This is a genomic window from Faecalicatena sp. Marseille-Q4148 (assembly GCA_018228665.1).
Lineage (GTDB): Bacteria > Bacillota > Clostridia > Lachnospirales > Lachnospiraceae > UBA9414.
The window spans coordinates 1-19,428 of sequence record CP073692.1 but is presented as its reverse complement, the minus strand read 5'-3'; the positions used below and the strand labels follow the sequence as shown (position 1 = coordinate 19,428).

The 19,428-nt window shown below is 53.7% G+C and carries 21 protein-coding genes and 2 pseudogenes; all 23 read right to left on the bottom strand.

The features are described 5' to 3' along the window. Positions 1–4: 4 nt before the first annotated feature. Positions 5–406, bottom strand: coding sequence for a cysteine-rich VLP protein (locus KFE17_00115; GenBank protein QUO32206.1), 402 nt, complete (start codon positions 404–406; stop codon positions 5–7). Further along, the gene (locus tag KFE17_00110; GenBank protein ID QUO32205.1) at positions 407–604 is read right to left on the bottom strand and encodes a hypothetical protein; all 198 of its coding nucleotides are present in this window, start codon (positions 602–604) and stop codon (positions 407–409) included. After that, on the bottom strand, positions 601–1,248 hold the full coding sequence (locus tag KFE17_00105; GenBank protein QUO32204.1) for a DUF4366 domain-containing protein: 648 nt from the start codon (positions 1,246–1,248) through the stop codon (positions 601–603). Before KFE17_00105 ends, KFE17_00110 begins: the two co-directional genes overlap by 4 nt. Beyond that, complete coding sequence (locus KFE17_00100; protein ID QUO32203.1) at positions 1,235–1,501, bottom strand: DUF4315 family protein; 267 nt, start codon at positions 1,499–1,501, stop codon at positions 1,235–1,237. Before KFE17_00100 ends, KFE17_00105 begins: the two co-directional genes overlap by 14 nt. A 22-nt stretch (positions 1,502–1,523) precedes the next feature. Then, positions 1,524–3,191: a C40 family peptidase gene (locus KFE17_00095; protein QUO32202.1), complete on the bottom strand. Its 1,668-nt coding sequence runs from the start codon at positions 3,189–3,191 to the stop codon at positions 1,524–1,526. After that, positions 3,188–3,458 (bottom strand): annotated as a pseudogene (locus tag KFE17_00090) (hypothetical protein). Before KFE17_00090 ends, KFE17_00095 begins: the two are co-directional and overlap by 4 nt. Positions 3,459–3,471: 13 nt before the next feature. Continuing rightward, positions 3,472–3,711 (bottom strand): annotated as a pseudogene (locus KFE17_00085) (conjugal transfer protein TraE). Between the two features lie 161 nt (positions 3,712–3,872). Beyond that, entirely contained in the window at positions 3,873–5,756 is a 1,884-nt protein-coding gene (gene ltrA, locus KFE17_00080) for a group II intron reverse transcriptase/maturase (protein ID QUO32201.1), read from the bottom strand. A 732-nt stretch (positions 5,757–6,488) separates the two neighbouring features. Beyond that, positions 6,489–8,654, bottom strand: coding sequence for a DUF87 domain-containing protein (locus KFE17_00075; GenBank protein QUO32200.1), 2,166 nt, complete (start codon positions 8,652–8,654; stop codon positions 6,489–6,491). Then, a complete protein-coding gene (locus tag KFE17_00070) occupies positions 8,608–8,994 on the bottom strand; it encodes a PrgI family protein (protein ID QUO32199.1) in 387 nt (128 codons plus the stop codon). The genes KFE17_00075 and KFE17_00070 overlap by 47 nt, the downstream gene beginning before the upstream one ends. Positions 8,995–9,038: 44 nt before the next feature. After that, positions 9,039–9,692, bottom strand: a complete 654-nt coding sequence (locus tag KFE17_00065) for a hypothetical protein (GenBank protein QUO32198.1) — start codon at positions 9,690–9,692, stop codon at positions 9,039–9,041. Positions 9,693–9,701: 9 nt separating this feature from the next. Beyond that, positions 9,702–10,154 (bottom strand): SpoVG family protein, encoded by a 453-nt coding sequence (locus KFE17_00060; protein QUO32197.1) that lies wholly within the window; start codon positions 10,152–10,154, stop codon positions 9,702–9,704. A 12-nt stretch (positions 10,155–10,166) separates the two neighbouring features. After that, a complete protein-coding gene (locus KFE17_00055) occupies positions 10,167–10,706 on the bottom strand; it encodes a hypothetical protein (GenBank protein QUO32196.1) in 540 nt (179 codons plus the stop codon). A 41-nt stretch (positions 10,707–10,747) separates the two neighbouring features. Further along, on the bottom strand, positions 10,748–11,614 hold the full coding sequence (locus KFE17_00050) for a hypothetical protein (GenBank protein ID QUO32195.1): 867 nt from the start codon (positions 11,612–11,614) through the stop codon (positions 10,748–10,750). A 41-nt stretch (positions 11,615–11,655) separates the two neighbouring features. After that, complete coding sequence (locus KFE17_00045; GenBank protein QUO33567.1) at positions 11,656–11,871, bottom strand: Maff2 family protein; 216 nt, start codon at positions 11,869–11,871, stop codon at positions 11,656–11,658. A gap of 89 nt (positions 11,872–11,960) precedes the next feature. Further along, on the bottom strand, positions 11,961–13,784 hold the full coding sequence (locus KFE17_00040; GenBank protein ID QUO32194.1) for a type IV secretory system conjugative DNA transfer family protein: 1,824 nt from the start codon (positions 13,782–13,784) through the stop codon (positions 11,961–11,963). Continuing rightward, positions 13,781–14,251 carry a PcfB family protein gene (locus tag KFE17_00035; protein ID QUO32193.1) on the bottom strand — a complete coding sequence of 157 codons (471 nt, stop codon included), beginning with the start codon at positions 14,249–14,251 and terminating at the stop codon, positions 13,781–13,783. The genes KFE17_00040 and KFE17_00035 overlap by 4 nt, the downstream gene beginning before the upstream one ends. Before the next feature lie 91 nt (positions 14,252–14,342). Continuing rightward, complete coding sequence (locus KFE17_00030) at positions 14,343–15,392, bottom strand: hypothetical protein (protein QUO32192.1); 1,050 nt, start codon at positions 15,390–15,392, stop codon at positions 14,343–14,345. A 14-nt stretch (positions 15,393–15,406) separates the two neighbouring features. Beyond that, the gene (locus KFE17_00025; GenBank protein QUO32191.1) at positions 15,407–16,120 is read right to left on the bottom strand and encodes an antirestriction protein ArdA; all 714 of its coding nucleotides are present in this window, start codon (positions 16,118–16,120) and stop codon (positions 15,407–15,409) included. Between the two features lie 4 nt (positions 16,121–16,124). Next, positions 16,125–17,210: a DNA cytosine methyltransferase gene (locus KFE17_00020; protein ID QUO32190.1), complete on the bottom strand. Its 1,086-nt coding sequence runs from the start codon at positions 17,208–17,210 to the stop codon at positions 16,125–16,127. Further along, entirely contained in the window at positions 17,197–17,553 is a 357-nt protein-coding gene (locus KFE17_00015; protein ID QUO32189.1) for a hypothetical protein, read from the bottom strand. Before KFE17_00015 ends, KFE17_00020 begins: the two co-directional genes overlap by 14 nt. A 309-nt stretch (positions 17,554–17,862) precedes the next feature. Next, a complete protein-coding gene (locus KFE17_00010; GenBank protein ID QUO32188.1) occupies positions 17,863–19,242 on the bottom strand; it encodes a ParB/RepB/Spo0J family partition protein in 1,380 nt (459 codons plus the stop codon). Beyond that, positions 19,226–19,428 (bottom strand): class I SAM-dependent methyltransferase (locus KFE17_00005; protein QUO33751.1); only part of this gene is annotated, 203 nt, incomplete at its 5' end. The genes KFE17_00005 and KFE17_00010, both read right to left, overlap by 17 nt.

The window sequence follows — 19,428 nt, the reverse complement described above, 5'->3', positions numbered from 1 at the left end:
AATGTCAAGCCTTTGGAGGCGGCAAATCGTAACAGCCGCCCGGCCTTTTCTCCCGCATTTTCCTCATGCGTTCCCGGCTTTTCCGGCGGTTCCCTTCGGCCTTGCAGGCGTCGGAACAGTAGGCTTGACGCCCCTCGGGCAGAAACGCCTTTCCGCAGACCGCACAGGCCCGCAGCTCCGGTGAGATGCCTTCCGTTGTCAGCGACGCTTGAAGCTCCGGGTTAAGAGGCAGGACAGCCTCACGGAAGTAACGGCAGTACGCCCCTGTCCAGCACTTGTGCAGCATATAACAGGCACAGTCAAGAGGAAGGCACAGGCCGCTTTCCCGGTCATAGTTGGCGCACATCCCCATGACAAGAGAACGGATTTTCTTCTTCTCGTCACGGGTCAGCTCCCGGGCGTCCATTTAAGACTTCGGGCCACGATGGCCCGAAGGGCGGGGCTCCACGATCAGCGCCCGGAACTTCTTCCGGCACTGTTTTTTCTTTCCTTTGCACTCCTTGTAGTAACGGCATCCCTTACAAGGGTCGTCATTGTCCCAGCCGGGGTGCGGTACTTCCTTCATCATTCGTTCAAAAGGGCTGCTTGTAAAATTCATTCTCATTCCTCCGTATCTTTCTCCCACGGCGGGGTATCTTCGTCCTCGGGTTCCTCTGCGATCTCCTCCAGCTCCCCGTCCTCATATTCGCAGTAATCATCTTCCAAATCCGGGGCCTCATGCTTCGGCTTGTAAATCTTGAAATAGTAACCAATTCCACCGCCGGCCAGCACCACCGCACCGATTAGGAGCAGAGAGAGAAGGGAGCTGTCCTTTTTCTCCGGCTCGGGTTCCGGTACTTCCTCCACAGGTTCGGTGGGCTTTGGCTCTGGCTCCGGGGTCACTTCTTTGGGCGGTTCCTTGCCCTGTTCGGCAAGAGGAAGAAGGTCGCCTGTGGTAACGGTATTGAGGAAATAGACGTTCTCGCTGGTTTTCTGTTTGTCGATCACCAGATAAAACACGCTCTCGTCTGCGGTGGTGATGGTGTAGAACTCCTTTCCATCCTCGTCGGTGGCGTTGTCCACCACGGTTCCCGTCCCGTCCGGGGTAAAGGGATTCTGGGTTTCCGGCTCTGCTTCGGTTTCTGCCGGGGCGGGAGCTGTCTCCGGCTGCGGCTCGCTGCTCTGTGCATAGGCCGGGACCGTAAAGATCAGGCAACACAAAAGGCTGGCAGCCATCGCCGCCAGCCTGCGGTATTTAGTTTTCTTCATGGGCTGTGTCCTCCTTTTCGGGCGCCTCCGGCTTCGGGTCAGTATGGCCCGAAGCGGTAAGGCTGTTTTTGGGGTCATTCAAAAAAGCCATAAGCTGGGCGGGTGTCAGTTTGAGGGAGCGCACCGCCTGTACGATCTGGCTGTTTTCTTCCTCCTGTTTCTGCTTTTCCAGCTCCCGGATTTTGGCCTGCCACTCGGTAGCCTTCTCCCGGGCTTTTTCCAGTTCCTTATCGAGCTTGTCGATCTTGTTCATGCAAGGACTCCTTTCCTCTGGCTCACAAACGCCCGAAGGCATAGAAATGTGTCTGCCAGTAGCTTGAATTGATGTTTGCGTATTGGATAGGCGACCCACAATGGAGCATCATCCCGTCGCCCACATAAATCCCCACATGGGACACAGGGCCGGGGCTGTCATAGGTTCCCGTGAAAAAAATAATGTCGCCGGGCTTTGCCTCGGAGGGGGAAATGATAGCACACTGGTTGTAAATGCCCTGCGCTGTGGTACGGGGCAGGTTGTGGACGCCGCTGGCCGTGTACACCCAGCAGACAAAGCCCGAACAGTCGAAGGAGGTGGACGGGCTGGAGCCGCCCCACACATAAGGCCAGCCGATGTACTTTGTGGCTTCTTCCATGAGCGCCGCAAAAGCCGGGTCATCCAGTGCCTCGCCGGGTATCTCATAGCTGGGGCCGGTATCTTCGCCGCCGTTGTAAATCCCTTCCCACAGATAGGGTTTGTTGCCTTTGAGCTGCTGCATAACGGTGTAGATTTCCCGCTGCTGTTCGTTAAGCCTCGGCAGGATCACGGCGGGCAGCGTTTTGTTTGTGAGGGTCACATTGAGAATGTAATACTCATAGGGGACTTCCTCGGTAGTGGTTTCCCCGGTCTCCGGGTCGGTGCTGGTTTCGGTGCGGTAGCGTATCTCGACTTCCTCCGTCAAGGTCAGCTCATACTGTGCCTCGAAGATCTCCCGCAGCTCGTCCTGCACTTGTTCCCGGAAATAGACATGGTACTTTGCCGAGAGATAGGACGCCAGCTCATAGGGGTTATGGCCGATCTCGTCCACGGAATAGCGGTACTCGTCATAGCCGGGATGGGTGCTTTCGATGTTCGCTACCGTCTGCGCCAGCTCGTTTTCCAGCGCCGTGTAGTCCTCGTCCACCCCCAGCAGGTCCGTATCCTCCGAGGCGTAGGAGGTGCCGGATAACGCATTGGCAAGGCCGCTGCCAAGCGTGGGAAAGATGGAGCTTACCGCCGACACAAGAAAACAGAGCAGCAACAGCAGGAGCAGGACCAGCACCGCCACGGGATGGCGGGTCACAAACTGCGCCGCCCGCCGGGTCGCAGTTCCCGAAGCGGCAGCGGTTTTCTTTGCGGCCTTTGCGCCCGGTTTTGCAGCCGCCTTTGCTTCTTTGGAATACCGGCGTTTCAGTTTCCATTTCTGCTGCACACGGGAAAGCGGATTGCTGGCAAGCTCCGGGTGCTCGGAGGCCATCTTCTGAAAATCCATATTGGCCCGGGCTTTTATGTCCTTCCGTTCCCACTTTGCCACCTTTCTGACCGGGTGCTCCTGCCAGCGGCGTTTGGCATACCGGGTCAGTTTCCGGGCTCCGGCCTCGGCCACAAGTTCCGACTTATGGGCTCCTTCCACACCCACATTTTCATGCTCAACTTCGTGGATCTTGTTGTGGACATAGAACCATGCTTCTGTACGGGCTCCCCGGACTGCCTTTTTTGCAAGCCCCGGCGGCTTCTTCGCTGCCCGTTTTGCCTCGGTCTTGTCAAACTTCTCCCGAGCCTTTCCCAGCTTTTCCCCGGCGTGTTCCGCTTTTGCCTGTGCTTTCTGGTACTTATCCTTTTTGCTCCCGGCCTTCTCGGCGGAGCCCTCCGGCTCCTGTGCCTTGCCGGTATCCTGCGGCCCGCCCGCTTCATCTTCCTGCCTCATGCGGTCAGAGGGACGGCTTTTCCGGCTGTCCTCTTGAAACTTGCCGCTTTTGGACTTCGGGCCATCGTGGCCCGAAGGACTGTCCTGCCCGGTATCCTCGTCCTCAAACCGCAGGCGTCGGGACGGTGCGGGGGAAGGCCCTTCCCGTTCAGCCGGTCCGGGGCGATTGCCCCCGGTATCCTCCGTCGGCCCCCGCCTTTGAAAATTCCGTTTGTCCGGTTTCTTTCCGATGATGTATCCCCTCCTTTCCAAACCTCGGGCCATCATGGCCCGAAGTGCGTTATGCCCGGTTCATTTCCTGTTTTTTATCCTCCGGGCGGGTGGTCATAATGGCGTACAGCTCTGTGTTCTGCGGGAAGCGGTCAACAAACGGGATGGTGGTGTTCCCGAAGAACAGCAGCCCTTCGCCGGAATTGGTATGGGTCACATAGGAAAGCTGGTGGGGGCTGATCCCAAGCTGTTTGGCTAAAATCTGCCGGTCCCCCTGTGCCTGCGAGAGCAGCACAAGGAAGTCCGAGTTTTATAGTGATAGGTAAGCCTCTGATATCATCTCGGGCTTTTCCCCCACTCCACACCGTGCATGCGACTTTCACCGCACACGGCGTTCCATCGGTTAGTATTTTTCATTGTCTAAACAATCAACCTTTGAATAGAATAAAAACTGTAGTAGTTGAAATAAGATTAAATAGGTTGCATGGAAGCCAACTCACGAAGGTGGTTAACCTTTATAAGCTGTTTGATATCTAGCTGTAGTAAATCCATATATTTGTAAATAGTTTCCGCTTTTGAAGCATGAATGAGTTTATGTACGGAATTCTTTATGAGAATAAGATTCTCATAGGCATCCGTACCGCCTAAATGTCGGGGTAACTTATGATGGCAATGAATTTCCCCAACAGAGGAGAATTCAACACCTGTTATAGCACATTTTCCCCATTGGGCTGAGAAGAGAGATATTCGATTGTCTGCGTATTCCGCACTATTGGAATAGGCTGGTTGACGCATGAGAGCCAACATCATAGGGATGTTGATTCTCAGACAGTTGTGAATACCTTCTCGTCCTTCGGGAGTGTAATAATTCCAGCTCTTCTTACGGAAAAGTGGGTTTTTGTGCTGTGTGTATCCTATTGGATACACGGGCTCATTCGTACCAGCGACATATCGCATCATTTTGGATTTACCAAAACGGGCTTTTTCAAACTCCGTAAGCTCTCGCCCTGTTTTCACAAGACGGTTGCCTGTGCGAGTGCTAAGCCTGTTTGTCAGCAAGGTCATGACTGTGCGGTTTAGGGAAGCACAATCATGATTAACATGTGTGGCGATACAGTAATAATTCTGCATGCCAGTAACCATACTGTTATAGAGTCTGATTTCCCCCTGTTCGCCATATATTTTGCGAGGGTGAACGATTCTCTTTGCCTGTTCTTTAAGCTTCTCCCTTTTGTGCTCGAGATTTTTATCTGCGATATGAGATATAACCACGAGTTTGTTGCCTTTTCTGTGAACTTTCATTTTGAATCCGAGAAAATCAGAGTAATGATTTCTTACATTGACAATCCTCGTTTTCTTTTCAGAAATTTCCAGTTTGAGCCTTTCTTTCAGCCACAGAGTGACTGCACATTTGGTGCGTTCAGCGGAGTCCTTTGTCCTACAAAAGATTCGAAAATCATCTGCATAGCGAACAATGAACATTTCCTTCAGGTTAGATTTCTTAGCCTGTCGAAAGCCGTTTTCAGGTCTAGCATTCCGTTTGCAAATCGGACACCATTGCCATTGACTTTCTACCCAGTGGTCTAATTCGTTAAGCACGATATTAGCCAGAAGTGGCGATATAATACCTCCCTGTGGGGTTCCTTTGTCGGGTGTGATAAAAGTCCCATCTTCCAGTTTGATTGGTGCTTTGAGAATTCGTCTTATGACAAATATCAGTTGCTTGTCATGAATACCCATAGCCCATATCTGTCGTATCAGCTTGGCATGATTCACGTTATCAAAGAACCCTTTTATATCGAATTCAATGACATAGTGAAGATTGGCATGTTGAAGTAGCTGATAACTTCTTGCTATAGCGTTCTCAACCGAATGGTTCGGTCTGAATCCATAGCTGTTTTTGCTGAACTTAGCCTCACAAACAGGTTCCAATACCTGTTTGATACATTGTTGAACAAGTCTATCCCATATACACGGAATCCCTAAGGGTCTCATTTTACTTGGGTCGTATGGTTTTGGTATCTCCTTACGCCTTACAGGTTTTGGGCGATACCCATGTTCACTTCCATTAATAATAAATCTAACTTTTTCAACAACCTCATCGGGGGAACATCTTCCAATGTCCTCGATTGTGAGATTGTCTGTGCCACTTGTTTTACTTCCCGTATTTTTCTTGATATTTCTGTACGCTAGAAGAATGTTTTCCCGTTGAAGAATGACAGACATTAAATCTGTAAAAACTTCTCCGTTCAAACTTGCCTGGTATAGATTATCAATCGTATTCTGCATTCCGTAATACTCATTGTGACGCAGATTATCCTCACAGAGCAGTTGCTTTTTCTTTTTCATGGTCATAAGGCATCACTCTCCTTTCTTGGGAAAGTGTCCCTTTTTGTCATACTCGTAATCCTTATAAGATTGAATGACAACAATTGTTTCTAACCGACTAAAGCCCATTCCTCGAGCCCGCCTTTTTCGTAGGGCTGTCGTAGGTTCGAGCTTCGCTTTTCAGCACAGATTAGGCGGCTTATATGATTCGTCCGCAGATTGCTTATGAGCAACTCTGTACCTTTCCACGTTCCGATAATTCTATCTGTGCATATATCCTTAGGTGTTCGCTATAGTCCTGTCAGCTTGATTGTGCCTGTAACACAATACGGAGTTTCATATTTTCGATTCTTACTACACCGCACTGACCCACAATTAAGTGTCCATACATTTCTATATGGTAAACATCTAGACCCGTACATTCGCGGTTTTCGTCAGTCCGTCGTGGACATTCTCACCATAGATATTTTATAGACTCCCGACGTGTCATCTGCATACAGTACCTCTACCGCACTTTCGACAGCTGTATTTCTACACTGTTTCGGCAGACTTCCGCCGACTTTATCGAGCTCCAGACCCCAACCATTACAGTCGGAGCCGGTCGAAGTATCAGAGAAGGCATTTCAAGGCGTTACCCCATCATTCTACCTTTCGAATTATCAGTTGTTACTTACCTCGTAAGAAGGTAAGTCCGACGATTTTAGCATCGCATGGCCATAAGTCCATGAAGTTTTACCCTCATAGAGCGATGTTTGTGCGTCAACGTGTCGCACCAAAGATGTTCTCGATCTCCGGGCTTGCCAGAAAATCCTTTACGTTCTGCGTTAAAGCACTCGGAACGCACCCTTTTTTTCGCAGCATTTTCCAGATCGCCACACAATAGCTTGCCGTCAGACGGTCACGGAGCAGCACATGAAATTCGTCGAAGTAACACCATGTGGCGATACCGCGGAGGAAATTCATGGACACCTGCGAGTTTACCAAGTCCTGCATAATGAGCATGGCAATCGTTCGAAGCCCGGCCCCCAGCTTTTTTAAGTCAAGGCATACCAGACGGCGGTTTAAGTCCACGTTGGTTTCATGGTTGAACACGTTAAGGGAGCCCGACACATAAATTTCAAGAGCCGTAGCCAGCCGCACCGCCTCGCCCTCCGGCTGGGAACAGAGCAGGTCATACAGGGTTTGGAGGGTCGGCATTTTGCTTGTTTCCGGGTCCTGCAAGTGTTCCCGGTACATCTGGCGTACACAGCGGTCAATGACGGTACGCTCCACCGGCTGCAAGCCGTCCTTACCGCCGACGATCAGCTCCATCAGCGACAGGATAAAGTCGGCTTTCAGCGCCATCGGGTTTTCCTCGTCGAAGCTCAAATCAATGTCCATCGGATTGATGTGGTGGGGGCTGTCCGGGGCAATCTCGATGACCTGTCCGCCCAGCCGCTTGATAAGGGGCGAGTATTCGCCCATCGGGTCCACCACAATGATCCGGTCACGGGTGGCAAGGAACACGTTCACAAGCTCCCGCTTTGCGGCAAAGGATTTGCCGGAGCCCGGCACGCCGAGGAACAGGCCGTTGGGGTTTTTGAGCTTTTTCCGGTTTGCCATGATGACGTTATGGGAAAGTGCGTTGAGCCCGTAATAGACGGCTTCGCCATCCATGCGGAGCTCCTGCGTCATAAAGGGAACGAAAATGGCCGTGGAGCTGGTCGTCATGCCGCGCTTGATCTCAATGCCGTTATGGCCCAGCGGAAGGCTGGAAAGAAAACCGTCCTCCTGCTGGAAGTCCAGCCGCTTCAAGGTGCAGTTGTATTTCTGGACGATACCCGACACCGTGAACAGGTCATTGTCCAGCTCCCGGCGGGTCGGGGCCATGTTTACCACAAGGAAGGTCAGCAGGAACATCCTTTCATTCCGGCTCTGTAAATCTTCCAGAAGGGTCTTTGCGTCGTTGCTGTATGTTACGAGGTCGGGTGGAAGTATGTCCATGTCGTACCCTGACCGGGCAGCCTTCTTTTGTTCCTCCACCTTCATCTTGTCAATGTCGGAGACTTTGGCCTTGATGGATTTTACGGCGGCGGCCTGATCGACGGTCTGGATATGGAGGGTGATGGTCATTTCCGCATCCATTTCCAAAAGCTCCGCCAGCAGCTTGTCCGAGAGCTCCGAGGCCAAAATCTGCAAGTAGGAGGCAGCGCCCCAAGTCGTCCCCACCCGGAACAGACGGCTGAAACGGAAGTCGAAGCTGTCCGGGGCGATAAAGTCTTTGGTGGAAAGCCCGGTTTTGGGGATCATATCCCATGAAAACCGGAAGGGGGAGCCGCTGCCGGGGTGGAGCTGCCCGTGAAGGAGCTCCAGCCGTTCCAGCCCCGAAAGGGAGCGGCACTTGACGCCCAGCTTTTTGAAGTTCCCGCAAATGTCCGCCTCTACACGTTCCAGCCTTGCCCTGGCGGTGGGAAGGTCGTCCACATTCACGCCGAAGGTCAGGAGCTTTGTGCGGACAATGCCGTTGTTGCTTTTGGCGATCTGGTTTTCCAGCATTTCCACATACTCACACCGGACGCTGTTGTAATCATCGTCCTGCATGGGGATGTTCACGCTGTACCGGCTGCCCGGGCGGCTCCGGTGGTTGAGGAAGGAAAGCTGGAACGGAAGGCTGCTGTCAAAGTAGTTGAGGCAGGCGCTCCACCCGTCAAAGATGGCCGCCTGATCTTCGGACTGTGCGAGCTGGTAGTTGATGTCCTCGTATTCAATGGTTTTGGTGTAATAGCGGTCCGCTACCCGGCACACCCCGTCCCGGTACATTTCCCGGTAAGGGAGGGTCTGCTGGGCGGTGGTGGGAATGTTCTTTCCTTTCGTGAACAGGCCGGTAAGGCCCTGTTTTTCAGGCTTTCTGCCTGCGGGCTTTCCGGCCCTTCTGCTGTTTCGCAATCGGCTGCGCCTCCTTTCTGGCGCTAAGCAGCGCATAGAAGTTTTCGGTTTTGTAAGGCCGCACACGGGGATAGAGGAACCGGGTGCGGATGATGTTTTTCAGCACTTTTTCCAATGGCAGGCCGTCCCGCTCATACATAGCCAGAAAGAAGAACGGGAGCATGAGGCCGATCATCAGGAACATGGCGGCACTGTTCCCGATACTGCCACGGGAAAACAGGTAAGCCGGGAGGCCCACCGCCGCCGCACCGGAAAAACAAACAAGCTGGCGCTTCGTCAGATTGAAGGCCAGCTTTGTCTTGATTTTGGAAAGGTCTTTTGGTACTGGCACATAGGCCATTTAAGTACACCTCCTTAATTGCTTCGGGCCAGCATGGCCCGAGGTTATCTTGCGGCCTCTTTGGCCGGGGCTGTGCTGTGGGCAGCTTCGACGGCTTCTCGTCCGCTCTGCCTTGCCCGCCAGTATTCGGGGTTATACTGCCGGATGGACTGATTGAGTTTTTCTTCAAACTGTCCTTTGTCCTTAATGCGGTCAGGGATGTTCCACAGTTTTTTGTCCAGCAGCTCCCGGAGCACCACACTTTCCTGTGCGTCCTCCTCATAGCAGATATAGCCCTTATCCTTGAAGCCGCACTTTTTCGCCGCTGGGGAGAGGACGGCGGCTACCTCATTTGCCACCATCGTTCCGCCGTGGCTGGCGGTAGATACCAGAAACACCCCCGGACAGAGGGTTTCACAGCTCTGCACCTCGCCCCACGGGGAGCTTTTCGGCGCATGGAACATTCCGCCCGTCCGGCTCCGGTCCGCCTGCATGAGCGCCGCCTTTTCCAAGATGGCGCGAAGTTCCGGGGAAAAGTAGGCGTATTCCCGCAGGACACGGGCGGCGTCCCCGCCGCAGGCGTTCATCAACAGAGTATAGGCGTCGCTGTCCGCTTTGGTACAGCGGCCCAGCAGTTTTCCGTCGTAATAGCAGGCCGCGTCATAGCCCATCCGTTTGCGTGGCATGGTTCCCGCCTCCTTTCTGCGTCGGGCCAGCATGGCCCGAGGTCAACGCTCTGCGCTGCGGCTGGGCTTTTCCTTCGGAGGCCGTTCTGCCTTTGCCTGTTCGGCAGCCGCTTTTCCGGCTTTGAGCTGGTCGCTGATGGACGCACGCCCCACAGAGCCACGCTCCGCCATCTGTTCCAGCTTTGCCTCATAGGCTTGCAGAACAGCGGTGTTGAGCTGTTCCCGGAACTCCTTTGTGACAGGGTAGGCCATATCCCGGTAGCCGCCTTTGCCGTCTGGCTGGCTGGGCATCCCAAGAAAGAGACCCTTGCTGCCCTGTACAATTTTCAGATTTTCCACCACAAAGCAGTCATTGAATTTCACGCTGGCAAAGCCCATGAGGTTTTTCACAGGTTCGATGACCCGCACGCTTACATCCAGCTTTATAGGGGCGGCTGGTGTTCCGCCCGCAGTTTTTTCCTGCATGGATTTCTCCTTTCCGCTTCGGGTCAGCATGACCCGAAGCTGTTACAAGTTTACAGTGCTTTCAACTTCGTTTCCCCACACGTCCCATCCGGGCTTTTTTTCTCTGGCGAACAATTCCACTCGTGGTATATCGCCCATCAGTTCTACAATTTTCCGTCTGGCCTCGTCCGGCTTTTTACTGTGGCGCTCTATCGGGGAAACAATAAGCTGATGAACACCGGCAGACTTACGCTTCGGATGTCCTTTTACTGCTAAAAGACAAATTTCTGCATTGCCTCTGGTCCAATACCCCAGACCGTAAAACCATGAGTAGGAGCGCCGGTTCCTCTTTATCCATACAAAAGCCACAGAACGATAAGAAAAGCCCCATGCTTTAATGACCTTTAAGGCTTCCGGCAGTTGTGGGAATGTTGCCCACAGAAACAAAACGCTGTCTTTTGCAGCCAAGTCGGCCACTGGAAGGGAACAGATTTCTTCAATACTCATAGTGGGATAATGAAGCTCTGCTGATCCCTGCCTGTTTTTCTGCTCATACCGCCACGGTGGATCTGCATAGATTATCGAAAATTTTTCTTTCGGCATGATCCTCCTTTCCGCTTCGGGCCATCATGGCCCGAAGTCTCTTAATGGCAGCCGAAGATGGATTTTGCAAGACTGCCTGTTTTGAATAAGGTAAAACACAGCAGCACCGTATATCCCACGCAGCCCCAGATCGCCCCGATGGGGTCGCCGTCGGTGGCGATACTCTGAATCAGCACCGCATAGATGGCGACACAGACTAAGATCAACAGACCTTGAAAGCCCACCGCAAAGAGGGAGCGGAAATAGTTCTGCCCCATGTGTCCGGTTTCCCTGTTGGGGACTGTGGCAAACGGGATAGGTGCTAAACTTGTGAGTAAATAAATTTCAATCATACGGCCATATACGATGACGAAGATCACGATGTTTAAGGCAATCATGGTAAGCTGGATCAGGAAGGATTGTAGCCAGAGCCCGAACAGAGGGCCTAACTCCATCGCCTCAAGCTCTGTCCGCAGACTGTCCAGCACATCCGGCGTGATCTCTGTCCCGTTCTGGATAATGCCCGCTGACTGCTGTATCACATGCTGGCTCACATCAAAGACCGCCAGCACGATATTAAAGGTGTTCGTCAGGATCATCACAGCCACAAAGGTTTTGAACACCCACTTAAAAAACATCCATGTGTCAACTTCATGGAGGTTGTTGCGTTCTATGAGCATCTGTATCAGCTCATAGGTCATTACAAAAGTGAGGATGACCCCGGCGATTGGCAGAATGGCAGTTTCGGAGATCTGTCGTATCATGGAAAAGACCCCGGCGTTCCAGTCCGCCGGGGTCGTGCCTACCTGTGTGGCGATCTCGCCAACGCTCTGATTGACGTTATCGAAAAGGCCATCCAGATTTCCCATGATACCATCGACGAGCAGACCTTTCAGCCATTCAACGATTGCGTCGATGATAAAGTCCATACATCAGCTCCTTTTCTGGAAAAAGGGACAACGGGTGACACTTAGCTGAACAGACCGGACAGCAGAGGGATAAGCTGAAGGCCGATCAGAACGACACCGCCGCCTGCCATGAGCTGCTTAATGCCCTGTGATTTTGCCGCAGGGTTGTCCGACCCGTAACCTTCCAGAAGGTTGATGACGCCCCATACCGCCAGACCGGCGCCAAGAGCCATGACCAGAATTTTGAGAATGTCGATTGCCTGATTGAAAAATTCCATATACGTTCCTCCATTTTGTTTGTTTGATGGTTTTGGGCACAAAAAAAGCCGCCCACATCGGCGGCGCTTCGGGCCAACATGGCCCGAAGTTACACAAACTCGTCGCTGTCCAGATCATCGAAGTTCAACAGGTCAGCTTCTTCGTCCGTGTCGGAGCTTTCCACTTCGTACACCGTGTATTCGTCCTCTGGCTTTAGTCTCAATGGCCGGTGGCGGAACAGGCTTTCCAAGCGGAAGGCGTTTTTCTTTTTATCAAATTCGGCTGTGTACTTGTAATTCGGGTGCTTTTTCAAGTCATACTTCGGAGACAGGAAGGGCGGGAGTCCCCTAAGCTGCAAGATACATTTATCCCCGGGCATGGTGGTGATCTCGCTGGTGGTCATCAGCTCCCGGCCAAGCCGCTGCATATTCTGGCTGTAACTTTCAGACTGTCCACGGCTTCGGCCCTCGGTCTGCATAGAGATGGTGGCCTTGCCCAGCCAGTTTTCCGAAATATCCTTTAGGGTGGAAGCCTCCCGGCCTCCGAGGAATACGATACTGTCCATGTTGCCCATGATGGTTTCGGAATGGTCTTTGTACAATGCCTTGCACTGGCTCATAGCCTGATAAAAGAGCGTCAGGCTGATCTCACGGGAGCGGATGACGGCCACGATCTTTTCCAGCCCCGGCACCTGTCCGGTGTTGGCAGCCTCGTCCCACAGCACCCGCACATGGTAGGGCAGACGCCCGCCATAGGTGTTGTCAGCCCGTTCACACAGAAGGTTGAACATCTGCGAAAAAGCAAGGGCAACCAAAAAGTTGTAGGTGGTGTCCGTGTCGCTGATAAGGAAGAACAGCGCCGATTTTTCATCCCCCAGCTTATCAAGCTCCAGCTCGTCATAGGACATGATCTCCCGGAGTTGGGGAATATCAAAGGGAGCCAGTCTTGCACCGCAGGAAATCAAAATGCTTTTGGCTGTCTTGCCGCTGGCCAGCTTGTATTTCTTATACTGCCTCACGGCGAAGTGCTGGGGGCTGCGGCGTTCCAGCCCGTCAAACATATAGTCCACCGCATTTTTGAAGGTTTCGTCATCCTCCCGGACTTCCATGCTGTTTATCATTTCCACCAGCGTATTCATGTTGCGTTCTTCCTCCGGCCCCTCAAAGACGATGTAGGCCACAAGGGCGCAGTACAAGAGGGTTTCGGCTTTGGTCCAGAACTCGTCGCCCTCCTTGCCGTCGCCTTTGGTGTTGGCGATCAGAGCGGTAACGAATTTCAAAACATCGCTTTCCGTCTTGATATAGGCCAGCGGATTATAGTGCATGGATTTTGAAAAGTCGATACTGTTGAACACCCGCACCCTGTATTTCTCCCGTTGCAGAAACCGCCCGCACTGGTCGAGGGTGCCGCCCTTCGGGTCTACCACCACATACGAGGAATGGGCTTGAAGGAGCTGCGGAGTCAGCCAGAACCTTGTCTTGCCCGAACCGGACGAGCCGATGACGCAGGCGTTTAGGTTCCGGGCATTGGCGGGTATCTTCGGACGGGTGTTCATGGTAAGGAACTCCGTCCCGGTCAGAATGACATTGTTCTGAAATTTAGGGTCAACAAACGGCTTTATATCCTCCTTTGTTCCAAAGCGGGCGGTGCCGTACTCCGCATCCCGCCGGAATTTTTTCGCCTGCCTGATCTTTGACTGTATCAGCAGATACATCCCAGCCGCACCGGCAAGGCCCACCAGCAGGTCAATACCTCCCAGCCCCGGCCAGTAGGTTTCAAAGGCTTTGGGGAAGGTGTCGAGCATCCCCATGAGCTTTGTCCCGAAGTCTGTGCCGGGGGCGATCCGGTAGGCCGTCCCGATTTTGGAGAAGAACCAGAACACAAAGAGGTACGGCAGGTTTGGGAGCACATATTTTCTGATCTTGTCACTCAACGTCCGTCCTTCACCGCCTCTCTGGTCCGCTGCTTTTCCTTTGCCTGTGTCCTGATCTGCTCCGTGAATTTCCGAAGCTGGCCGAGGATGGAAGCCTTGTCCTGCTCTTTATTCAGCACCTTTGCACTGTACTTCTGGAAGGCCGCTGTGATGGCGTCCGCCTGATTGGCTTTGAAGAACAGCAGGTAATGACCGGGGCTTACTTTATGGAAAGCGTAGTCCACATGGAACTCCTTCGCGATCCGGTCAAAATCCTTTGGAGCTCCCACATAGGGCATGGCGCTTTTGCCGCCATAGTGGTTCATCAGCTTTTTTACGCTCTGGCGTCCCTGCGGGGTCAGCGCCTTCCGGTGGTGCTTTTGCACCGCCCGCGCCACCTTTCCAAGAGCGGCAGCCAGCACTTTTCCCGTGAGCTTCGTTGTCCTGATCGAAAGGGCAACCGTTTTTTGGTTTACTTCTTCCTGCATAAAACCTCCTTTCCGTCGGGGTTCCCGCTATCCGGGAGGCCCCCGTACAATCTCGGGGAACAGAAAACCTCGGGCCAATGTGGCCCGAGGCTTACCGCTCGGCATCCCTGCCGGACGGAGCTTTCTTTTCCGGCTCCGTCTGGACTTTTTTGCCCTGTTCCCGCATGGTCTGCAAGATAGAAGGCTTCTTTTGAAGCTGGGAGGGCTTTTCGCCGGACAGCGGCTTGATACATTCCAAACGGTCAGCCGCCCGGATGGCGTTGTCCGTGAGCTGCCTCTGCCATGCGCCCACGCTGGGAGCCCAGCGAAAGCCGCTGCTTTTCAGCTCGGCCCGGGTGTCAGCGTCAGGCTTTCCATCAAAGAACACCTGCAAGCGGTTGTCCTCCCGGTTCATTTCCACACGGCCCCCGTCGAACTCCCAGCCGGAAAATTTCTGCTGTGCCTGTTTGGAAAGCTGTTCGATACGGGCCCTTACCCGGCGGATTTCCGCATTGTTGTTGGTAAGCTGGTAGCTTTCAAAGGGCCTCGGGTCGCTCCGCCAGCTTGACGCCATGCTTGCTTTCAGCTTTTCAATCTGGTCCGGCGCCAGCAGCGCACAGCCATCCAGCTTGCCATGCTTGCGGTAATAGGCGTTGACTTCCTTCATAATGAGCTGGGAGCGTTCCAGCCCGTCCAGCTTCTTCTGGAGCTTTTCAATGGCTGCCGGGTCATCGGCGCTGATCCCGCCCATGCCGGTACTGCGTATCTTATCCAGCAGTCCTTGAATATGCCGCCATTCCTCCATGTTGCTGTCCCGCGCCCGGTTCTGTTTTTCCTTCTTTCCCACCGGGAAATTGGAAGGCCCGGCGATCAGCACAGAGGGAACCCTCGCGTCAATGGCAAAGCCCTGGTTCATGTTTTCGGCCAGCTTGCGGGCGTAGGTGTCTAACAGATGGTCGATCTTCTCATGGTACATGGGGTCCACCCGGGATTTCTGCTTTTCCGCTATGGCGGCGGCCTTGTCCACCATTGCCCGGTATTCCGCCGTTGCGCTCCCTTCCTTGTAGTCGGAAAAGCTGTTCATTTCTTTTGCCCGGCGGGCGGCTCCTTCATTGATAGGGTAATAGTTGATGGTATGCACCTCCTTTATGCTTCGGGCCATGCTGGCCCGAAGTCTTACCGTTCTTCATGGGAAGGTCCCGCCTTGTCCTTTTTCGGAGCGGGTGGGGCTTCTTGAAACCGTTTGAGTGTAGCGAGAATGGAGTGGACAGGCTCGGCCTTTTCAGGATAGGCAAATATCCGGTGTTCCGGCGGAATGTCCTGCGGCCCGTGGTAATACTCCTTGAAGCCCTCCGGGACTGCCGACACATACCCACCGGGAGCGAATACGCCGCCCTCGTTGATACGCACATCCCGCCCGTATGCCTCATAATCGAAGTAGTTCTGAATGTGCTCCGGTATGTCGATAGTCCCAAGCTCGTCGGCGTAAAGACGGCCCAGCCCTTCATCATCGGAAATATCCGGGTAAAAGCGGTAAAGGTCAAGGTTCTGCGTCAGGTTTATCAAATCCTTCACGCTCCTTGTGTGGTTTCCCAAGACAAGAGCGGCTTCAAAGGTTTCCAGTCCGCCCTTATCCCGTACTTCCAGCAGGGCGTGGCCCAGCTCGTTCAGCTCGTCGATGTTCTCACATTCGTAGAGATAATCGTAGAGCCCCAGCACATCACTGTCAAAGCTGGTAAAGAACACTTCGCTGTACCGTTTCCCGTCTATCCCGATTTTGGCAAGGGCGGCCTGCAACTCCTGTGTCGTCATGGGGAAATGTACCGTTGTCCCTACCTCGATCCCCATTAAGGGGTATAGGGCTGTATTGGTTATATAGGCTTCAAACATGGGCTCATTCCTCCTTTCCGGCCCGGTCAGCCAGCACCTCATAGATCCCGGCCATAATGTAATCGGCGCAAGGGAGGGCAATCGCATTTCCCAGCGCCTTGTAGCGTTGCAGAGGCCGGATCTCCACGCCGTCCGCCCCGTACTTTGTCCAGCCCTCTGGCAGCCCCATCAGCCGTTCGCTTTCCGTTTCCGTCAGAAAACGGATACAGCCGCCCTCCGGGTCGCCCTCATACCAGAAGGCAAAGGGCGTTACATCACTGGCTAAAAGAGTGGGAAAAGGGTCAGTTGGTAATCCGAAGCTGTTTCGGAAGGCCGTTTCTTCCTGCCTTTTTGCCGCTCCCCGCATACGGAAACACTGAAAGGGGTGGATGACTGGTATCTGCCGCCCTGTTTCAAAAGAAGCTGTTCGATCTCCTTCGGCGGCGGCCCGCCCGCCCTCTCCGCAAGGCGGAGGAAGTGGGAGCATTGGACGGGGCTTAAATAGTATGTCTGCGGCACGTCTGCCTCCAAAATCCGCCACGACGAAAATCCGCTGCCTTCGTGCCAGCCTTCGGGAGCCTGCCCAATACTGGGCGTCCATGAGCCGCCAGCACACATCAGGCGTTCCCCCTCGCACCATTCCGGCGTTTCCCCATCTTCCCGAAGGAGGCATTGGAACTTCGGTGTCCGAGAAGGCGGATAGGACGGCTCTAAAGTCCATCCGGTCATTTGTAGAAAACGCTCCCATGACGTTTTCCCAAACAGCGATAGCTGGATATAGGTTATCAGTAGCATCCCTCATTTCCTGTATGATACGAAACGCCTGATAGAACAGGCTTGATTTTGCCCCGGCAAGGCCGGAGCGGTTGCCAATCAGAGAAAGGTTCTGACAGGGGGAACCGAAGGTAATTATATGGACAGGTGGGATTTTCCCGCCGTCCACCTTCGTAATATCCCCCAAATGCACCATGTCGGGAAAGTGCCTTTTGGTTATGGAGATGGGCGCTTTTTCAATCTCGCTGGCCCATACCGGACGGATACCACACCGGGAAGCAGCCAGAGGGAACACGCCGATCCCGTCGAAAAGGCTTCCCAGCTTAATGTCCGGCATGGCCCGGGGTGCCGTGTCCCTTCACGGCAAGCACCCCTTCCAGTGTGGTCGCCGCAATGCCCAGCCGCCCGGCAACCGCAATATCATTTTTTACATCCTCGTCCACAGCGCTGCCGCAGACGATCAGGGTGTGGGAGCGCCGCAGCATATCCCGGCGCATATCAATCCCGGCCTTATGTTCCTCGGGAACGCTGTCATTCAAAAACAGCGGCAGGTACAAGAGCGGGCAGATCGGGGAAAAGCCCGCCTCATAAGCAAGGCGGCAGTAGTGGGCCGCCAGCTCCATATCAACATCCGGCTCGCCGCTCCATGCGGCGGTCAGGTACGCTAAAGGTCGTTTCATTGGTTGAGCCTCCATTTCTGTTTTGGTTTAGGGAAAAGCAAGGTATCGCCCAACCCCTCCGCCCCTTCCCCCGGGAAGGGGAACGGCTCTGGAGAATTTATATCCCCGTCGCTTGACCGGGAAAAAGCATAACCGGGAGAAATCCGTCAAGGGTGCCTCTGGCACCGCCTACGGCGGCGCTGCCCTTGACTGATTTTCCCGGCTATGCTACGGAATAACTGGCGACGGGGAATAATTTATATCTCCAGAGCTTCGGGGCGCGGGGCAGAGCCCCGCAATCCTCGGGCCATGCTGACCCGAAGTTTGGGCTTACTTTTCCTGTTCGTTTTTCTTCTCCGGCTTTTCGTGTTCCTTCTGCTGTCCCTTCCAGTCGTCCAGCAGCTTGATGATCTGATCCTTCATTTCCCTCGGCGTAGTTTCCTTGCCGAAATACTTGCTCAGTTCCGCACCTGTCAAAATCACTTTGTCTACCTCCTTTTTGTCCTCCATCATAATGCCGTCAATCACATCCCCGTTGAGCAGCTTCTTTTCGTCCAGCTCCCGCATACGCTTTGCCTGTGCCTGTGAAGGCGAGGACTGCTGGCTGTCAATGGCGACGGCGATATAGTTCTGGTTCTTCTTGCCGATATAGGAAAGCTCCACCGCCGTAGTAAAGCCCAGCTTTTTTTCATCCATCAGCTTCATCAGGTCGGGAACCAGCTCATTGAGCCGGATATACCGCTGCACCTGCTTGACCGCCATCTTATTGCGCTCGGCTACAATTTCGTTGGAGCGTTTTCCTGCGTCCTTCGGGTCAATCTGGCCCGAAGTGCGGGAGCCCTGATGCTTGATGGCCTCAAGCTGCATTTTCAAGGCTTTGGCCCGCTCACTGGGGAGGATTTCTTCACGCTGGTTGAGATTGTCCTCGACCATCTGCGTGATGGCTTCATCGTCCGTCAGGTTTCGGACGATACAGGGCATATCCGCATATCCGGCAAGCTCGCTGGCTTTCTGGCGGTGGTGGCCGGACACGATCTCATAGCCGCCATCCTCACGGGGACGGACGATAGCGGGCTGGGTCACGCCCTTGTCCTTGACGCTGGACACCATAGCCCGCATTTCTTCATCGTCCCGGACTTCAAAGGGATGGTTCTTGAAGGCGTGGAGCTCGTTCAGCTTGATATAGACGATCTGCTCCTTGCCCCGGCGTGGTGCATCCTTCGGCTTCTCGGGTTCCTTCGGAGCGGAAGCGGCCTGTACCGTTGGAGTTCCTTTTTTCTCCGGTTCCTTTTTGACCGCCTTTTCCGGTTTCTGTGCGGGGGCTTTAGGCTTTGGGGCTGCGGCCTTGTCCTTATCTGCTTTCGGGGGACGGCCCCGGCGCTTCGGCTGTTCCGGCTCTTTGGGTTTTTCCTCCGCTTTTTTCGGAGCCTCCGGCTGCTTTTCCGGTTTCTCCGCTTTTGCTGGGTCAGGCTTTTCCCCGCCGGGAGCTGCCGCCCGTGCCTCGGCTTTCTTTTCCTTCATAATTTCAGCGAAGTTATAGACAGAAACCTGTGGGTTCTTTACCTCTGGTTCCGTCTTTTTTTCCGGCTCCGGGGAAACGGAAACCTTCTCCGGCTCTTTTGGGGGAGTGGGCGGTGTTTCCTTGCCCGGCCCGCTATCCGTTACCGGCTGTTCCGGCGTTTTTGTGGTTTTATCATCTGCCATAAGCATTTACCTCCTGTTTTTTGGCATGAAAAAAGGGGCTCAACTTTTCAGTCAAGCCCCCGTGGGAAATTCCTCCTTTCTCCGCCATGATACAAAAATACCGCCCGTAGTCTCGTTTGGGCGGTACTTTGTGTAAGATTGGCAGTCCATTATTAAGTTTTTTATTATGTTCCCTTTGTACACCGTTGCAAA